Source organism: Pseudooceanicola profundus (genome assembly GCF_054919315.1).
This window is the reverse complement of the sequence record NZ_CM142898.1, coordinates 1,510,181-1,526,462: the sequence shown is the minus strand read 5'-3', so window position 1 is coordinate 1,526,462 and position 16,282 is coordinate 1,510,181. Positions and strand designations below refer to the sequence as shown.

Sequence of the window (16,282 nt, the reverse complement as noted above, 5' to 3'; positions counted from 1 at the left end):
AGGCCGGGCCGCGGCAAGCGGGATCGCGGGCGTGGGGCGATGGCTCGGCTCCCGGCTGCCTCACCTCCACCCCTCGGCGCAGGTCAGGCGCCGGGGGAGCGCAGCGTGGGGCCCGTCAGCTCAGCGGCGACCCTCGCGCAGCCATGCGGCGAGGATCAGGCCGGCGGCCAGCAGCAGCACCAGCCAGGCGGGCAGCAGCGGGATCAGCCGCACATCCTGCGTCTCGTAGGCGTTGCGGGGGGTGAAGCCGATCCAGCCGCGCCCGGCCGCGGGCCGCCCGGCGCGCACGTCGCGCACCGCGGGCACGCCGTCGGAGAGCGCCATGATGCCTCCGCGGGTGCCATCCACCAGCGGCTCCAGCGCGGCGCCGTCCGCGATGGTCTGCTCGAACTCCCGCGGGGCGGCGGGGCCGAGGCCGATGACCGCGCTCTGGTCGTCGTTGGCAAGGCGGTAGAGCCCGATCTCGGGGCCGGTGTACTCGGCGGTGAACTGGCCCGGGGCGACCTCCTGCATCGGGAGCTCCACCTCCTCGCCCGACGGCGTGGTGATGGTCAGCGGGCCGACCTCTTCGCCCAGCGTCCGGCGGATGATGCGCATCTGCTGGCCGGTGGCCTCGGCGGTCAGGGCCTCCTCCTCCAGCTCGGGCTCCTTCATCATCCAGTGGGCGAGGCGGCGCAGCAGCTCCAGCTGCGGGCCGCCGCCCTCGAAGCCACGGTTCCACAGCCACGCCTGGTCGGAGGCCAGAAGCGCCACGCGGCCCTCGCCGACGCGGTCGAGGATCAGCAGCGGCTTCTCCTCCGCCCCGGCCATGACGGTCGAACCGCGTTCCGGCTCCAGCTCGATCTGGCGCAGCCAGCGGCCCCAGTCGCCCTGCCAGCCACGCGTCAGCCCGGCGGTCACCGGGTGGCGTTCGCCCAGATCGGTGACATGGGGGCGATAGCCCTCCTCGATCACCCGGGCGGTGGGGCGGCCCGGCAGCACTTCGGAAAGCGGCGAGCGATAGAGCGAATCGGCAGAGGCGAAATCGGGGCCCGCGTTGATCAGCAGCGCGCCGCCGTCCTCGACGTACTGGCGCACGTTGTCGAGGTAGAGCGCGGGCAGGATGCCGCGCCGCTTGTAGCGGTCGAAGATGATCAGGTCGAAATCCTCGATCTTCTCGAGGAAGAGCTCCCGCGTGGGGAAGGCGATCAGCGACAGCTCGGAGACCGGCACGCCATCCTGTTTCGCCGGCGGGCGCAGGATGGTGAAATGCACGAGGTCGACGGAGCTGTCGGACTTCAGCAGGTTGCGCCACGTCCGCCCGCCCGCGTGCGGCTCGCCCGAGACCAGCAGCACGCGCAGCCGGTCGCGCACGCCGTTCATCTGGACGAGGGCGGTGTTGTTGCGGTCGGTCAGCTCGCCATCCTCGGCGGGAACGGAGAACTGGATCACGTTGCGCCCGCCGTGGGGCAGGGTGATCGGCAGCTCGATGTCGCGGCCGGTCTGGACCATGAAGCGTTCCGGCTCGGCCCCGTCGACGGAAATGTCGAGGGGGGCCTCGCCGTTGCCCTCGGGGGCGGCGCCGCTGTCCTCGATCCGCAGGGTCAGGGTCACCGGCTCGCCGAGGATGGCAAAGGCGGGGGCGTTGCGGACGATCAGGCGGCGGTCCCAGTCCTCGGGCTGGCCGGTCAGCAGCAGGTGCAGCGGCGCGGGCATGTCGGGCGCCCGGTCGAGGTCATGCAGCCGCCCGTCGGAGAGCAGGATCGCCCCCGCGATCCGGCCGCGGGGTTCCTCGGCCATGGCCTCGGACAGGGCGGTCATCAGCTGGGTGCCGCTGTCGCCGGCCCCGTCGCCAAGGGTCACGCGGCGCACCTCGGTGTTGGGCTCGGCGGCGATCTCGGCGGCCAGGCGTTCGGCGGCGGCCTCGGTCTGCTGCGCCCGGTCCGAGAGTTGCTGCGAGGCGGAGCGGTCCTCCACCAGCAGCACGATGTCGGAGAGCGGCGCGCGGTCCTCCTGCCGGAGCGAGGGGCCGGTCAGCGCCCCCAGCACCACCACGGCGGCGAGCCCGCGCAATGGCCAGCCGCGCAGGCCACGCCAGAGCGCGAGGCCGATGAAGGCCAGCATCACGGCGCCGAGGCCCGCCAGAAGCGGCCAGGGCAGGAGCGGGTCGAAGATCACGGTCGAGGTCATTATTGTCCCAGACGGTCCAGCAGGGCAGGGACATGCACCTGGTCGGACTTATAGTTCCCGGTCAGCACATGCATGATGAGGTTGACGCCGAAGCGGTAGGCGATCTCGCGTTGCCGCTCGCCGGCATAGCCGCGGCCCACGGGGTAGAGCGGCGCGCCGGAGGTATCCACCGCCCAGGCCGAGGCCCAGTCGTTGCCGCCGATCACCACCGGGCTTACGCCGTCGTTGAGATTGCGGAAGGGCATCCCGTCGATCAGCTCGGCATCGGCGGGGGCGGCCTCGACCCAGACCTGCCCGCCGGCGTAGCGGCCGGGGAAGTCCTGCAACAGGTAGAAGGTGCGCGTCAGCACGTGGTCCGAGGGCACCGGCTCCAGCGGCGGCACGTCGAGGGGGGCGGCCAGCTGTTGCAGCTTGCGCCCCTCGGGGCTGGCGGCGCCGTAGCGGGCCACATCCGCGTCGCGGGTGTCGAAGAGGATCATCCCGCCCGAGCGCAGGTAGCGGTTCAGCTTGGCATAGGCCGCGGCGGAGGGCGCCGGCTGGTCCGGCGTGATCGGCCAGTAGAGGAAGGGGAAGAAGGCCAGTTCGTCGGTTTCCAGGTTCACGCCCATCGGCTCGGACGGTTCCACGGAGGTGCGGAAGAAGAGCGTGTCCGAGAGGCCGCGGAGGCCGGCCTGCGCCGTGTCGTCGATCTGGCGGTTGCCGGTCATGACATGGGCCAGCACCAGTTCCCGCGTGGCTTCGATTGCGCGGGCATCGGCGGCAGGATCGGAGGCGGGCGCCGTGTCCTCGGTGGTGTCCTCGGCCTCCTGCGCGCGGATCGGCGCGGCGGGCAGGGCAAGGGCGAGCGCCAGCAGGACAACGGCGGCCCCCGTGGCCCGGGGCCGTGCGCCGGTCAGCCGGCCGGAGAGCGCGAGCGAGGCGAGGATATCGGCCATCAGCAGCGCCAGTGCGAGGGCAAGGAGGTAGCCGCCGAGCGGGGTTTCCTCGGGCCGGGCCAGACCTTCGACCGGGACGGACGCAGGCCATGCGGCGGGTGCAATCGTGCTCTCGGCGCCCATGACGTTGCGGGCGATGCGGCGGTCCTCGCCCTCGTAGACGCCGGGGCGCAGGTCGGCGCCGAGCGGGTCGGAGAGCAGGACGGCGCCATCCACGCCGGGCAGCGTGCCCGCGTTGGAGAGCGTGCCGTTGGCCTCGACCAGCCGGACCGGCTGCCAGGTGGTGCCTTCGAGGTCCTCGGGCGCGGGGGCCGTGGCGGAGGAGGAGATCGAGAGCCGTTCCAGCATCTGCACGAAGAGACCGGAGAGCGGCAGGCTCGACCATTCGGCGTTGGCGGAGATGTGGAACAGCACGACCTGCCCGTCGCCGAGGTCCTTGCGGGTCACCAGCGGGGTGCCGTCGGAGAGCCGCGCGATCACGCGGGAGGCCAGCGTCGGATCGGGCTGGGCCATGACCTGCGAGGAAATCGTCACGTCCCCGGGCACGTCGAGACCCCAGAAGGGGCTGTCCTCGTCGAAGGGGGCAAGCGTCTTGGGTTCGCCCCAGCTCATCGCGCCGCCCACGTTGCGCCCGCCCGAACGCAGCCGCACGGGCATCAGGGGGTCTTCCTCGGCGCGGCTCACCTCGGAGGCGGCGAGGCGCGGCCCGGCGAAGCGCAGCAGGATGCCGCCGCCCTCGACCCAGGTTTCCAGCGCCTCCGTCTCGGCGTCCGAGAGGGTGGCCACATCGGCCAGCGCCACCACGTCGGGATTGGCGGGCAGGATGTCCATCAGCGCGCCTTCCAGCAGGTCGGCGTTGGGCTCCAGCGCCTGGTGCAGGTAGTGCAGCGGCGACAGCAGTTCGAGGCCCTCGCGGTCCTCCCGGCCGGCGATCAGCGCAACCTCGCGGCGGCGCAGGCTGTCATCGGTGGCGGCCACGGCCCCGGCGGTCCGGGCGCCGGCGATCTCGAAGTGGCTGAGGCGGCCGCGCAGCTCTGCCGGCAGGTCCATCTCGACGCTGGCCGTGGTTTCGCCGGGGGCGAAGGTGGCCGGTTCGATCGACAGCAGGCGCATCTGGCCGGAGGGATCGCGGCCATGGGCCTCGACCATCACCTCGCGTTCGGGGCCGGGAAGGGCGCGCAGGGCGGTCAGGCGGACGGCGCCGTCCTCGAAGGTGGCGGGGCGCAGGGCAAAGACCGGCCGGCTGCCCTCGTGGACGGTGACCGCGCCGTGATCCTCCAGCGCCGCCAGCAGCGGGTCGCGGCTGGCGCGGTCCAGCCCGTCGGACATCCAGTAGGTTTCGAATCCCTCGGTGCCGAGGCTCTCGATGAAGCCCTGTACCGCCTCCTCGCGCGGCTCCCAGGCCTGCGGGGCGAGGCCGGGCAGGCGGGTCCGCCAGACATCGGCGGACTGGAACACCGGGGCCTCCGGCGTGGTCAGGCGCACGACGGCGGCGGTGCGCCCCTCGCGGCCCGCCTCGGCCAGCAGGCCATCGACGAGGTCGGCCCTCTCGGACCAGTCGCGGGACGAGGCCCAGGACCCGTCGAGCAGGATCAGCAGCGGGCCGGAGCCGGTGCGCCCCTGCTGCTGCGGGTTCAGCACCGGACCGGCGAGGCCCACGATCACGGCCGCCACGGCCAGCATCCGCAGCAGCAGCAGCCACCACGGCGTCCGGTCCGATACCGCCTCGTCATCCTTGAGGCCCAGAAGCAGCGCCACGCCGGGGAAACGGCGCCGGATCGGCGCGGGCGGCACGGCACGCAGCAGGATCCACAGCAGCGGCAGCGCGGCCAATGCCAGCAGCAGCCAGGGTGCGGCAAATCCGATCGGGCCCAGCATCATATCAGGACGTCCCCCTGTCCATGGCGCGGTAAATCCAGAGCAGCGCCGATTGCGCCGAGTCACTGGTGTGATGGGTGGTGAACTGCCAGCCGGTGGCATGGCAGAGCGCCTGCAGCTCGTCCTTCCGCTCTGCCAGCCGCTGCTGGTAGCGGGTCTTCAGGTCGCCGGCCTTCAGCGTCTCGTGCAGGAGGCTGCCCCCCACGGATTCGAAGATCGTCCGGCCCTGGAATGGGAAGGCCTCTTCGCTGGGGTCGAGCACCTGCATCAGCACGCCGCGAACGCCGCGGTCCGCAGCCTTGGTCAGGGCCAGCTTAACCTCTGCCGGGTCCGCGAGGAAGTCCGAGACGAAAAGCGCCCGCGCGTTGGGGATCATGGCGCGGTGTTCGGGCACGCCGTAATCGGCGCTGTCCTCGACCGAGAAGAACTCTGCCAGCCGCAGGATCTGGTTCTGGCCGCGCCGGGGCGGCAGCAGCGTGCCGGTGAGGCCCACCCGCTCTCCGCCGCGCACCAGAAGGATCGCGGTGGCGAGCGCCAGCAGGCGGGCGCGGTCGCCTTTCTGCGGCAGCTTGTCGGTGGAGGAGAACCGCATCGAGGCGGCCTGATCGACCCAGAGCATGACGCTCTGCGCGATCTGCCATTCCTTTTCCCGCACGAAACGGTCGTCACCCCGGGCGGAGCGGCGCCAGTCGATCCAGCGCCGGGGGTCGCCGGGCTGTACGGGGCGGTATTGCCAGAAGTCGTCGCCGAGGCCCGAGCGCCGCCGCCCGTGGTCGCCCAGCAGGACGGTCCCCGCCAGATGTTCCGCGCGGGCCAGCAGGGGCGGGAGGCGGGCCGCCTCTTCCTCGGCCCGGCTGCGGAGGTGGCGGGGTTCGCTCACGCCGCGGCCTCGGCCCGGGTGACGGAGGCGGCGACATCTTCGATCAGCGCGGGCAGGCTGTCGCCGCGGGCGCGGGCGGCAAAGTTCAGCCCCATGCGGTGCACCAGCACCGGGCGCGCCATGGCGATCACGTCCTCGGTCGAGGGCGCAAGGCGGCCCTGCAGCATGGCGCGGGCGCGCACGGTCAGCATCAGAGCCTGCGCCGCACGGGGGCCGGGGCCCCAGTTGACCGTGTCGCGCACCTTCTGCGGGGCCGAGGGATCGCCCGGACGGCAGGCCCGCACGAGGTCGAGGATCTGCTCCACCACCGTCTCGCCCACGGGCATCCGGCGCAGCAGCTTCTGCGCGGCGATCAGCTCTTCCGGGGTGAAGACGGCATGGGCCTCCTCCTCGACGGTGCCGGTGGTGGCCATGAGGATCGCGCGTTCGGTGTCGCGGTCGGGATAGGCCACGTCGATCTGGACGAGGAACCGGTCCAGTTGGGCCTCGGGCAGGGGATAGGTGCCCTCCTGCTCGATCGGGTTCTGGGTGGCGAGCACGTGGAACGGCTGGCCCAGCGAGCGGTTCTCGCCGGCCACGGTCACGACCTTTTCCTGCATCGCCTGCAGCAGCGCCGACTGGGTCCGGGGCGAGGCGCGGTTGATCTCGTCCGCCATCAGCAGCTGGCAGAAGATCGGGCCTTGCAGAAAGCGGAACGACCGGCTGCCATCTGCCGCGGTCTCGAGGACCTCGGAACCGAGGATATCGGCGGGCATCAGGTCGGGGGTGAACTGGATCCGGTTGCCATGCAGCCCCATCACGGTCGAGAGCGTTTCCACCAGCCGGGTCTTGCCGAGGCCGGGCAGGCCGATCAGCAGGGCATGACCGCCACAGAGCAGGGCCGAGAGCGTCAGCTCCACCACGCGCTCCTGCCCGATGAACCGGGCGGTGATGGAATTCCTGGCCTCGGCCAGCTTCTCCTCCAGTGCCTCGATCTCGGCGACAAGGTCTTCGGACTGGGCGGCGGCCTCGGTCATGGCAATACTCCGGTCAGATCTATATCTATGGTTTCGAGTGTATCGCGCGAAATGATTTAGGCAAAAGCAATGTCCGCACAAAACTCCGTGAAACCCTCGGCAGAGTCGCTGGCTGCCTCCGCCAAGGCGGCGGGTGGCAAGGGGCTGCCGCCGGTCCACAAGTGGAACCCCCCGTTTTGCGGGGACCTCGACATGCGGATCGCGCGGGACGGGACGTGGTTCTACCTCGGCACGCCGATCGGGCGGCCCGAACTGGTGCGTCTGTTCTCGACCATCCTGCGCAAGGACGACGACAGGTATTTTCTTGTCACCCCGGTGGAGAAGGTCGGCATCACCGTGGACGACGCCCCCTTCGTGGCGGTGGATTTCGAGGCGGCGGGCACCGGCGCGGCGCAGCAGCTGACCTTCACCACCAACGTGGGCGACCGTGTCACCGCCGGGCCCGAGCACCGGATTCGCGTCACCCGTGACCCCGAGACCGGCGAGCCCGCGCCCTACGTGCATGTCCGGGCCGGTCTGGAGGCGCTGATTGACCGCAAGAGCTTCTATCGGCTGGTCGAAATCGGGGTGGATCACCCCTGCGACGGCAAGGACTGGTTCGGCCTCTGGTCTGACGGCACTTTTTTCCCCATCATAGAGTCTGAATTTCTGACCCAAGAATAGGACCGCCCGCTCGCTCCCCAGCTTTCCCTAGGGTGGACATCATCATATGCCCCGCTTTGCGGCCAATATTTCGCTTCTCTTCCGCGAGATGCCACTCGCGCAACGTGTCTTTGCCGCGGCCGATGCCGGCTTCGAGGCGGTGGAGGTGCTGTTCCCCTACGACGAACCGGTGCAGGACCTGCGCAGCGCGCTGACCCGGACGGGCCTGGCGCTGGCGCTGATCAACGCGCCGCCGCCGAATTACACCGGCGGACCGCGGGGCTTTGCCGCCGTGCCGGGCAGCGAGGAGCGGTTCCGCTCGGACTTCCGGCGCGCCCTGCGCTACGTGGAGAGCCTGAAGGCAGGCCGGGTGCATATCATGTCGGGCCAGACCGATGACCCGGCGGCGCGGGAGACGCTGATCGCGAACCTCCGCTGGGCCGCGGCGGAGGCCCCCGCGCAACCTCTGACCATCGAGCCGATCAACCGTGACGACATGCCGGGCTACTTCCTGAGCGACTTCGACCTCGCCGCGGAGGTGCTGGATGCGGTGGGGGCCCCCAACCTCGGGCTCCAGTTCGATGCCTACCACGCCCAGAAGATCACCGGGGACCTGCCCGGCACATGGGCGAAACACGGGGGCCGGGCGGTGCACGTGCAGATTGCCGGGGTGCCCGGCCGACATGAGCCGCTGAAGGGCGACATCGACTATCCCGCCTTCTTCGCGCGGCTCGATGCGGAGGGCTATGACGGCTATGTCTCGGCGGAATATGCGCCCGCGACCGATACGCTCTCCGGGCTGGGCTGGTTGAGGGAGGCGCAGGCCGCGATGGCGGCGACCGGTGCATCCGCCAGTCGCGCAGGCAGCCCCCGCGGCTGAGGGCTGGCGGTTTTCGCGACCCCCTGACAGGATGCTGACAGAATGCTGTCAGCAGGGCTGTGCGATGGTGCCTCCATCGCAACTCCTGAAAGGATGAAAATCATGACCTCCCCTGCTTCCCTCCCGCCTGTCACCGTCGTCTGGGCCGAGATCCCGGTGCGGGATCTGGCGGCCGCGACCGCCTTCTACAACACCGTCTTCGGCTGGGAGATGACCCCCATGACGATGGGAACCGAGACGGTGTCCGCCTTCGGTCGCGGCGGCGTCGGCGGCAACCTCGTCGAGGGGCCGGTGGCGGCCGGAAAGGGCCCGGTGCTCCACATTGCCGTCAAAGATGGCGTCGAGGCCGCCCGGGACCGCGCGGCGGCGGCGGGTGCCAGCTTCGAGGGCGGGATCACCGCGATCCCGCCGGGGCGCTACCTCGTGATGCACGACCCGGACGGCAACCGGATCGGCCTCTTCGAGCCCGCCTGATGCGCCGCGCCGACCGCCTCTTCCAGATCGTGCAGCATCTGCGCGGCGGTCGGCTGCTCACCGCGAAGGCCCTTGCCTTGAGGCTGGAGGTCTCGCCCCGGACGATCTACCGCGACGTGGCCGATCTCATCGGCTCCGGCGTGCCGATCGAGGGCGAGGCGGGTGTGGGCTACGTGATGCGGGCGGGCTACGACATGCCACCGCTGATGTTCCCGGAGGAGGAGATCGTGGCGCTGGTGGCCGGGGCGCGGTTGCTGCGCGCCTGGGGCGGGTTGCAGATGGCCGCCGCGGCGGAGGAGGCGCTGGTGCGGATCGAGGCGGTGCTGCCCGATCCCCTCAAGGCCCGCGCGGCGCAGGTGAAGATCCACGCCCTGACGCTGAACGACGAGATGAGCGCGGCGCAGCGCGCCCTGCTGGATCGGATCGAGGCCGCCTGCGACAGTCGCCACCGGCTGGAGATCACCTATCGCGATGCAGCAGGGGCCGAGACCCGGCGTGTGCTGCGGCCGCTGGGGCTGTATTTCTGGGGCAAGGTCTGGACGCTGGTCGCATGGTGCGAGTTGCGGGCGGACTTCCGGATGTTCCGCCTCGACCGGATCGCGGCGCTGGAACCTGGCGCGCCGTTCCGGGACGAGCGCGACAAGACGCTGGCCGCCTTCTACGCCACCCACCCGGAGCGCCGCCGGGACTAGGCGGGCCGGTGGCCGTCTGGCCGCCGGCGTGTCTGGCCGCCGGCGTGTCTCCCCGTTTTCTTCGAAGAAAACGGTCCGGAATTTTTGAAAATTCCGGGTACCGCCTCTCAGTTGCCGCTTTTCAGTGGCCGATGGCCTTGGCGTTCTGGCAGGCCGACCCCGCATCCTCCAGTTCCAGCACCGAATGGTGCAGTTCGAAGGTCTCGTGCAGCAGCGTCTTGAGCCGCTGGCGCACCACAGCCCCGTCGGCCCCCGCGGTCAGGACCACATGGGCCTCCAGCGAGGTTTCGCGTTCCTGCATCCGCCAGAGGTGCAGGTGATGGACATCGGCCACGCCCTCCTCGGCGCGCATGGCGTCGAGCACGGTCTGCGCGCCGGGTTCGTCCGGGGCGCCCAGCATGAGGATGCGGATCACCGGTCCGATCTCGACGCCTGCGTGCCACAGGATGTAGGCCGAGATGCCCAGCGTCACGATCGGATCCACCAGCCGCCAGTCGTAGACAAGGATCGCCACCCCCGCGACGATCACCGCGACGGAGCCGAGCGCATCGGCCACATTGTGCAGGAAGGCCGCGCGGATGTTCACGCTGTCCTTGGACATGGAGAAGACCAGCAGCGCCGTCACCGTGTCGATCACCAGCGCGACGCCGGCCACGATCACCACGGTCCAGCCCTCGACTTCCACGGGGTTGAAGAGCCGCTGCACGCCCTCGGCGGCAAGGTAGAGCGCGACCACGATGAGGGTGACGTAGTTCACCAGCGCGGCCACCACCTCGGCCCGGCCATAGCCGAAGGTCATCGCCGCATCGGCGGGTCTCCGGGCGATCCGGCGCGCGGCAAAGGCGATGACGAGGGAGAGCGCATCGGAGAGGTTGTGGATCGCATCGGCAATCAGCGCCAGCGACCCCGACAGGATGCCGGCCACGATCTGCACAAGGGTGAGGGCGAAGTTGACCCCGATGGCGGCCCAGAGACGCGCATCGCCGCCGCCCTCCGGCAAGGCGTGGTGGTGATGGTGGCCATGGGCATGTCCATGGGCGTGGCCGTGATCGTGGGGCATCGGGAACCTTCGGTCTGAAACTGTCGATGCCTGACTATCTAGGGTCTACAGCGACTGTAGGTTCAAGGGGAAATATCGTCCGATGTCCTTGACGCCCCGGAAGGCCCCGGATTGGTTCCCTGACCTGACCTGACCTGACCTGACCTGACCTGACGCTGCGCAGAGAGAGGCGCGCAGCTCGGATCGGAGGCGCGACCGTGGCGGACCTGCGGCCGCGCAGCATACCGGACCGGCGTACGGCCTCGCCGCGCCTCATCTCGCTGGGGTGGCGGGCAGGGCTCAGTGCGCCTGCGCCCAGTTGGCCCCGCGGCCCGCGTCCACCACCAGCGGCACGTCGAGCTTCACCGCCGGATCGGCGGCGTTCTCCATCACCGCGCGGGCGGCGGCGATGACCTCGTCCGCGGCGGCTTCCTCGACCTCGAAGAGCAGTTCATCGTGCACCTGCAGCAGCATCTTGGCGGGCAGGTGGGCGATGGCCTCGGGCATGCGGATCATGGCGCGCCGGATGATGTCCGCCGCCGCGCCCTGGATCGGGGCGTTGATCGCCGCACGCTTGGCAAAGCCCGCGCGCGGGCCCTTGGCGGCGATCTCGGGCGTGTGGATCTTGCGGCCGAAGAGCGTCTGGACGTAGCCATGTGCCTTGCCGAATTCCACCGTGGCGTCCATGTAGTCGCGGATGCCGGGGAAGCGTTCGAAGTAGCGGTCGATGAATCCCTGCGCCTCGGCCCGGGGGATGCGCAGATTGCGCGCCAGCCCGAAGCCGGAAATGCCGTAGATCACGCCGAAGTTGATCGCCTTGGCCTGACGGCGCACCATCGGGTCCATCCCCTCGACCGGCACGCCGAAAACCTCCGCAGCGGTCATCGCGTGGATGTCCTGCCCCTCGTGGAAGGCCTGTTTCAGCGCGTCGATCCCGGCCACATGGGCGAGGATGCGCAACTCGATCTGGCTGTAGTCGAGCGAGAGCAGCACCTTGCCCTCCTCCGCCACGAAGGCCTCGCGGATGCGGCGGCCCTCCTCGGAGCGGACGGGGATGTTCTGCAGGTTCGGATCGGTCGAGGCGAGCCGCCCGGTGTTGGCCCCGGTCTGGACGTAGGAGGTGTGGACCCGGCCCGTTTCGGGGTTGATGTGGGTCTGCAGGGCGTCGGTGTAGGTGGATTTCAGCTTGGAGAGCGCGCGCCAGTCCAGCACGCGGCCCGGCAGCTCATGCTCCGTCGCCAGATCCTCCAGCACGTCGGCCCCGGTGGCATAGGCGCCGGTCTTGCCCTTCTTGCCGCCGTCCAGCCCCATCTTGTCAAAGAGGATCTCGCCCAGCTGTTTCGGGCTGCCGACGTTGAAGGTCTCGCCGGCGAGCTCGTGGATCTCGGCCTCCAGCGCGGCCATCTTCTGGGCAAAGGCGTTCGACATGCGCGAGAGCGTGTCGCGGTCCACCTTCACGCCGTGCATCTCCATCTGCGCCAGCACGGGCGAGAGGGGACGCTCCAGCGTCTCGTAGACGGTGGTCACGCGGTCGCGGTGCAGCTGCGGCTTGAACAGCTGCCACAGGCGCAGGGTGATGTCGGCATCTTCGGCGGCGTATTTCACCGCCTCGGCCACGGGGACCTTGTCGAAGGTGATCGCGCTCTTGCCGGTGCCGAGCAGCGACTTGATCGGGATCGGCGTGTGGTCGAGGTACCGCTCGGAGAGCGTGTCCATCCCGTGCCCGTGTTCGCCCGCGTGCAGCGCGTAGGACAGCAGCATCGTGTCGTCGTAGGGCGCGATCCGGACGCCGTAGCGGGCGAGGACCTTTGCGTCATACTTCATGTTCTGGCCGATCTTGAGGACGGCCTCGTCCTCCAGCACCGGCTTCAGCGCGTCCAGCACGGCGTTCAGCGGCAGCTGGCCCTCGGCGAGGCTGTCATCCTGGAACAGGCCCTCGTCGCTGCCCCCGGCCTTGTGGCCCAGCGGGATGTAGCAGGCCTGACCGGCCTCGACGCTGAGGCAGATGCCCACCAGTTCGGCCACCATCTCGTTCAGCGAATTCGTCTCGGTGTCCACGGCGACATAGCCGCGGTCGTTGATCCGGTCGATCCAGACCTGAAGCGCCTCCATGGTCGAGACGCATTCATAGGCCTCGGGGTCGATCCTGGGGGCCTCGGGCGTGGCGGCGGGGCTGGCCTGCGTCACCTCGGGCTCGGGGATCGCGGGGGCCTCGACGTTCAGGGTCTTGGCGACGCGGGACGTGAGGGTGCGGAACTCCATCTCGGTAAGGAACTGCATCAGCACCTCGGGGTCCGGGTCCTTCACCTCGAGGTCTTCGAGGGTGAAGTCGAGCGGCGTGTTGCAGTCGAGCTGCACCAGCTTCTTGGACAGTTCGATCTGGTCGCGTTTCTCGATCAGGGTCTGGCGGCGCTTGGGCTGCTTGATCTCCTCGGCGCGGTCCAGCAGCGACTCGAGGTCGCCGTATTCGTTGATCAGGAGGGCCGCGGTCTTGATCCCGATGCCCGGCGCGCCGGGCACGTTGTCGACCGAGTCACCTGCCAGCGCCTGAACGTCGACCACCCGTTCGGGATAGACGCCGAACTTCTCGTGCACGCCGTCGCGGTCGATGCGGCGGTTCTTCATGGCGTCGAGCATCTCGACCCCGTCGCCCACCAGCTGCATCAGGTCCTTGTCGGAGGAGATGATCGTCACGCGCCCGCCGGCCTCGCGGGCCTGGCAGGCGAGCGTGGCGATGATGTCGTCGGCCTCGTAGCCCTCCAGTTCCTTGCAGGCGATGTTGAAGGCCTCGGTCGCCTGCCGGGTCAGTGGCATCTGTGGGCGCAGGTCCTCGGGCATCGCCTCGCGGTTGGCCTTGTAGAGGTCGTAAAGATCGTTGCGGAAGGTGTGCGAGCCCTTGTCGAAGATCACCGCCACATGGGTTGGCGCATCGGAGCCGGAGGCGTCCTCGACGTATTTCTGCAGCATGTTGCAGAAGCCCGAGACGGCGCCGATCGGCAGGCCGTCGGACTTGCGCGTCAGGGGCGGCAGGGCGTGGTAGGCGCGGAAGATGAAGGCAGAGCCGTCGATCAGGTGCAGGTGACAGCCTTTGCCGAACTGCGTCGCGGGCTGGTCCTTGGGGGTCTCGTTGCTCATGTCGCGCCTCCGTTGGTCGGAGACGGTAATGCCACGATCCGCCCCGGGCATCCAGCGGGCAATGGCGCCGCTGCGGACCCTGCGCGGATCGCGGCCCTTGCGGGGCGCGCGCCGTCAGCGGCAGGGCGACAGGGGCGCCGCGCGCGCGGAAAATTCTTCGAAGAATTTTCCCAAAACTTTTCGAAAAGTTTTGGTCGCCTCGCGGCGGCGGGTTACTTCGCCGCGGCGGTCAGCTCGGCCTCGGCCTTGGAGCCGCGCAGCACGTATTTCGCATCGCAGTAGCCGCATTCGACGAAGCCGGTCTCTTCCGGGATCGCCAGCCAGACGCGGGGATGTCCGAGCGCGCCTTCGCCGCCGTCGCACGCCACCTTGGCAGTATCCACGATCTTGGTTTCGGGCGCTTCAATCGACATGCTGGCGTTCCTTCCGACTGGGGCCTCGACGGGCCGGGCTTGCGGCGCCCGTCCTGTGGGCACGGGCTGGAATATGGGCGAAAACAGCGTCCGGGGCAAGCGGTGCGAGGGCCGGGCCGAACCGGGTTCTGGACATCGCCGCCGGGGCGCGCAAAGCTGCCCGCGCAAAGGCCCCGTCCCCTTGTCGGCGGGCTTTCATCGGAAAGGACATCATGCAAATCGCTGTCATCCCCTGCGGGTCTTTCGGCCCGGCACTGACCTGTGCCCCTCTCTCCGACCTGCGTGCCAAGGTGCAGGCATGAGCGCCCCCATTCCCGTGATCTTCGACCTCGACGGTACGCTGATCGCCTCGGCGCCGGACATCCGCGCGGGTCTCAACGCGGCGCTTGCCGAGGTCTCCGCCGCGCCGCTCGACCTGCCGACGGTGGTTTCCTTCATCGGCTGGGGGCTGCCCCGGCTGGTGGAACAGGCTTCCGATCACCTTGGCCTCGACCGGGCCGGGCTGCCCGCGCTGACCGAGCGGACGATGGTGCATTACAAGGCGCTCAGCGGCGGCCAGACGTCACTCTTCCCCGGTGTGGCCGAGGTACTGGAGGCGCTGGCGGCGGCGGGCCATCCGCTGGGTCTGTGCACCAACAAGCCGAAAGCCGCGACGCTGGAGGTGCTGACGCATCTGGGGCTTGCCGGGACCTTCGCCAGCGTGGTCTGCGGCGACAGCCTGCCCACGCGCAAGCCCGACCCGGAGATGCTGCGCCTCTCGCTGGGCGAGCTTGACGCCGCGCGCGCCATCTACGTGGGCGACAGCGAGATCGACGCCGAGACCGCCGAGCGCGCGGGCCTGCCCTTCGCGCTCTACACCGAGGGCTATCGCCATTGCGCGGTGGAGGAGATGACCCACGCCGCCGCCTTCGACGAGTTCGCGGCGCTGCCGGGGATCGTGGCGCGGCTCGCGGGCTGAGCGCCCGCGCGCCGCAGCGACGTCAGAGCAGCCAGGTCACGATGTAGGGCACGATCACGGCGGTGAGCAGGGCGTTCAGCCCCATGCCGATGCCCGCGAAGGCGCCCGCCGTCTCGTTGATCTGCAACGCCCGTGCGGTGCCCACGCCATGGGCCGCCACGCCGGTGGCAAAGCCCCGGGCGCGCCAGTCGGTCAGGCCGAGGGCGTTGAACGTTGGCGTCACCACGATGGCGCCGAGGATGCCGGTGATCAGCACCAGAACGGCGGTCAGCGTGGGCAGGCCGCCGACCTTCTCGGAAATGCCGATGGCGACCGGGGCCGTGGTGCTCTTGGGCGCCAGCGAGACCAGCGTGGTGTGATCGAGCCCCATCATCATCCCCACTGCGATCGCCACCAGCACGGCGGTGAGCGAGCCTGCCACCAGCGCCGCCAGCATCGGGATCAGTGCCCGGCGGATGTGCACCCGGTTGGCATAGAGCGGCACCGCCAGCGACACGGTTGCCGGGCCAAGCATGAAGTGGACGAACTGCGCGCCCTCGAAATAGGTGTGATAGGGCGTGCCGGTGATCAGCAGCAGCGCCGAAACGAGGATCGTCGCGATCATCACCGGGTTGGCATAGGGCGCGCGGTTGAACCGCTTGAAGATCGCATCGCCGATCACGTAGGCCAGCAGCGTCATGGTCAGCCAGAGCAGCGGTCCCTTGGCGAGGTAGGTCCAGATATCGGGCAGCGCGGTCATTGCTTGGCCTCCTTCGGGCCCTCGGTCAGGCGCGCCACGCCGACGAAGGTGAAGGCACCCACGATCAGCGCCAGCGTGGTCGAGGCCAGCACCGCAAGCAGCAGGCCGAGGCCCTCGCTCTCCATGATGGAGAGGTGCTGTACGACGCCGACGCCCGCGGGCACGAAGAGCATCGAGAGATGCGCCAGCAGCCCCTGCGCGGTGGAGGAGACCATCCGCGCCACGGCCGGGAACAGCAGGAAGGTGACAAAGAGCCCGGCAAGGCCCAGCACGGGCCCGGGCAGCGACAGGCCAAGCCCGCGCACGAGCGTCTCGCCCGCCAGCTGGAAGCCGAGAATGATGACGATATTCAGGATCATGGTCCGGGTCCCTTCAAGGATGCGTCGCGGCGCGTGGGCGCGGGAATGCGGGGCGATCTACTTTGTGACGTAA

14 protein-coding genes are annotated in these 16,282 nt (G+C 69.7%); 5 read left to right on the top strand and 9 right to left on the bottom strand.

The features are described 5' to 3' along the window. Positions 1–120: 120 nt before the first annotated feature. The 4 genes from ACX9MO_RS06975 to ACX9MO_RS06960 are packed head-to-tail and all read right to left on the bottom strand — an operon-like array spanning position 121 to position 6,878. On the bottom strand, positions 121–2,169 hold the full coding sequence (locus ACX9MO_RS06975; RefSeq protein WP_462214022.1) for a glutamine amidotransferase: 2,049 nt from the start codon (positions 2,167–2,169) through the stop codon (positions 121–123). Then, on the bottom strand, positions 2,169–4,985 hold the full coding sequence (locus tag ACX9MO_RS06970; protein ID WP_462214021.1) for a DUF4159 domain-containing protein: 2,817 nt from the start codon (positions 4,983–4,985) through the stop codon (positions 2,169–2,171). The genes ACX9MO_RS06975 and ACX9MO_RS06970 overlap by 1 nt, the downstream gene beginning before the upstream one ends. Position 4,986: 1 nt before the next feature. After that, positions 4,987–5,862, bottom strand: a complete 876-nt coding sequence (locus ACX9MO_RS06965) for a DUF58 domain-containing protein (protein ID WP_222491034.1) — start codon at positions 5,860–5,862, stop codon at positions 4,987–4,989. Beyond that, positions 5,859–6,878, bottom strand: coding sequence for an AAA family ATPase (locus ACX9MO_RS06960; RefSeq protein WP_462214020.1), 1,020 nt, complete (start codon positions 6,876–6,878; stop codon positions 5,859–5,861). The genes ACX9MO_RS06965 and ACX9MO_RS06960 overlap by 4 nt, the downstream gene beginning before the upstream one ends. Positions 6,879–6,947: 69 nt before the next feature. On the opposite strand from ACX9MO_RS06960, the gene ACX9MO_RS06955 reads away from it, so the two are divergent. From ACX9MO_RS06955 to ACX9MO_RS06940, 4 genes are all read left to right on the top strand, one after another. Then, positions 6,948–7,541, top strand: coding sequence for a DUF1285 domain-containing protein (locus tag ACX9MO_RS06955; RefSeq protein ID WP_462214019.1), 594 nt, complete (start codon positions 6,948–6,950; stop codon positions 7,539–7,541). Positions 7,542–7,587: 46 nt separating this feature from the next. Next, positions 7,588–8,400, top strand: a complete 813-nt coding sequence (locus ACX9MO_RS06950) for a hydroxypyruvate isomerase family protein (protein WP_462214018.1) — start codon at positions 7,588–7,590, stop codon at positions 8,398–8,400. Between the two features lie 102 nt (positions 8,401–8,502). Beyond that, the gene (locus tag ACX9MO_RS06945) at positions 8,503–8,874 is read left to right on the top strand and encodes a VOC family protein (protein WP_462214017.1); all 372 of its coding nucleotides are present in this window, start codon (positions 8,503–8,505) and stop codon (positions 8,872–8,874) included. Then, positions 8,874–9,566: a helix-turn-helix transcriptional regulator gene (locus ACX9MO_RS06940; protein WP_462214016.1), complete on the top strand. Its 693-nt coding sequence runs from the start codon at positions 8,874–8,876 to the stop codon at positions 9,564–9,566. The genes ACX9MO_RS06945 and ACX9MO_RS06940 overlap by 1 nt, the downstream gene beginning before the upstream one ends. A 121-nt stretch (positions 9,567–9,687) precedes the next feature. On the opposite strand, the gene ACX9MO_RS06935 is transcribed toward ACX9MO_RS06940, so the two are convergent. The 3 genes from ACX9MO_RS06935 to ACX9MO_RS06925 all read right to left on the bottom strand — a co-directional run bounded on the left by ACX9MO_RS06935 (position 9,688) and on the right by ACX9MO_RS06925 (position 14,153). Beyond that, complete coding sequence (locus tag ACX9MO_RS06935; RefSeq protein WP_222491040.1) at positions 9,688–10,626, bottom strand: cation diffusion facilitator family transporter; 939 nt, start codon at positions 10,624–10,626, stop codon at positions 9,688–9,690. Positions 10,627–10,905: 279 nt separating this feature from the next. Continuing rightward, on the bottom strand, positions 10,906–13,740 hold the full coding sequence (gene polA / locus ACX9MO_RS06930) for a DNA polymerase I (RefSeq protein ID WP_462214015.1): 2,835 nt from the start codon (positions 13,738–13,740) through the stop codon (positions 10,906–10,908). A 212-nt stretch (positions 13,741–13,952) separates the two neighbouring features. Then, the gene (locus ACX9MO_RS06925; RefSeq protein WP_222491042.1) at positions 13,953–14,153 is read right to left on the bottom strand and encodes a zinc-finger domain-containing protein; all 201 of its coding nucleotides are present in this window, start codon (positions 14,151–14,153) and stop codon (positions 13,953–13,955) included. Positions 14,154–14,451: 298 nt separating this feature from the next. Here ACX9MO_RS06925 and gph point away from each other — a divergent pair, with 298 nt between their 5' ends. Beyond that, positions 14,452–15,111, top strand: coding sequence for a phosphoglycolate phosphatase (gph, locus tag ACX9MO_RS06920; protein WP_462214014.1), 660 nt, complete (start codon positions 14,452–14,454; stop codon positions 15,109–15,111). 22 nt (positions 15,112–15,133) lie between these two features. Here gph and ACX9MO_RS06915 read toward each other — a convergent pair whose 3' ends face one another. After that, entirely contained in the window at positions 15,134–15,850 is a 717-nt protein-coding gene (locus tag ACX9MO_RS06915) for an LrgB family protein (protein WP_222491044.1), read from the bottom strand. Next, entirely contained in the window at positions 15,847–16,209 is a 363-nt protein-coding gene (locus tag ACX9MO_RS06910; protein WP_222491045.1) for a CidA/LrgA family protein, read from the bottom strand. Before ACX9MO_RS06910 ends, ACX9MO_RS06915 begins: the two co-directional genes overlap by 4 nt. Between the last annotated feature and the right edge of the window lie 73 nt (positions 16,210–16,282).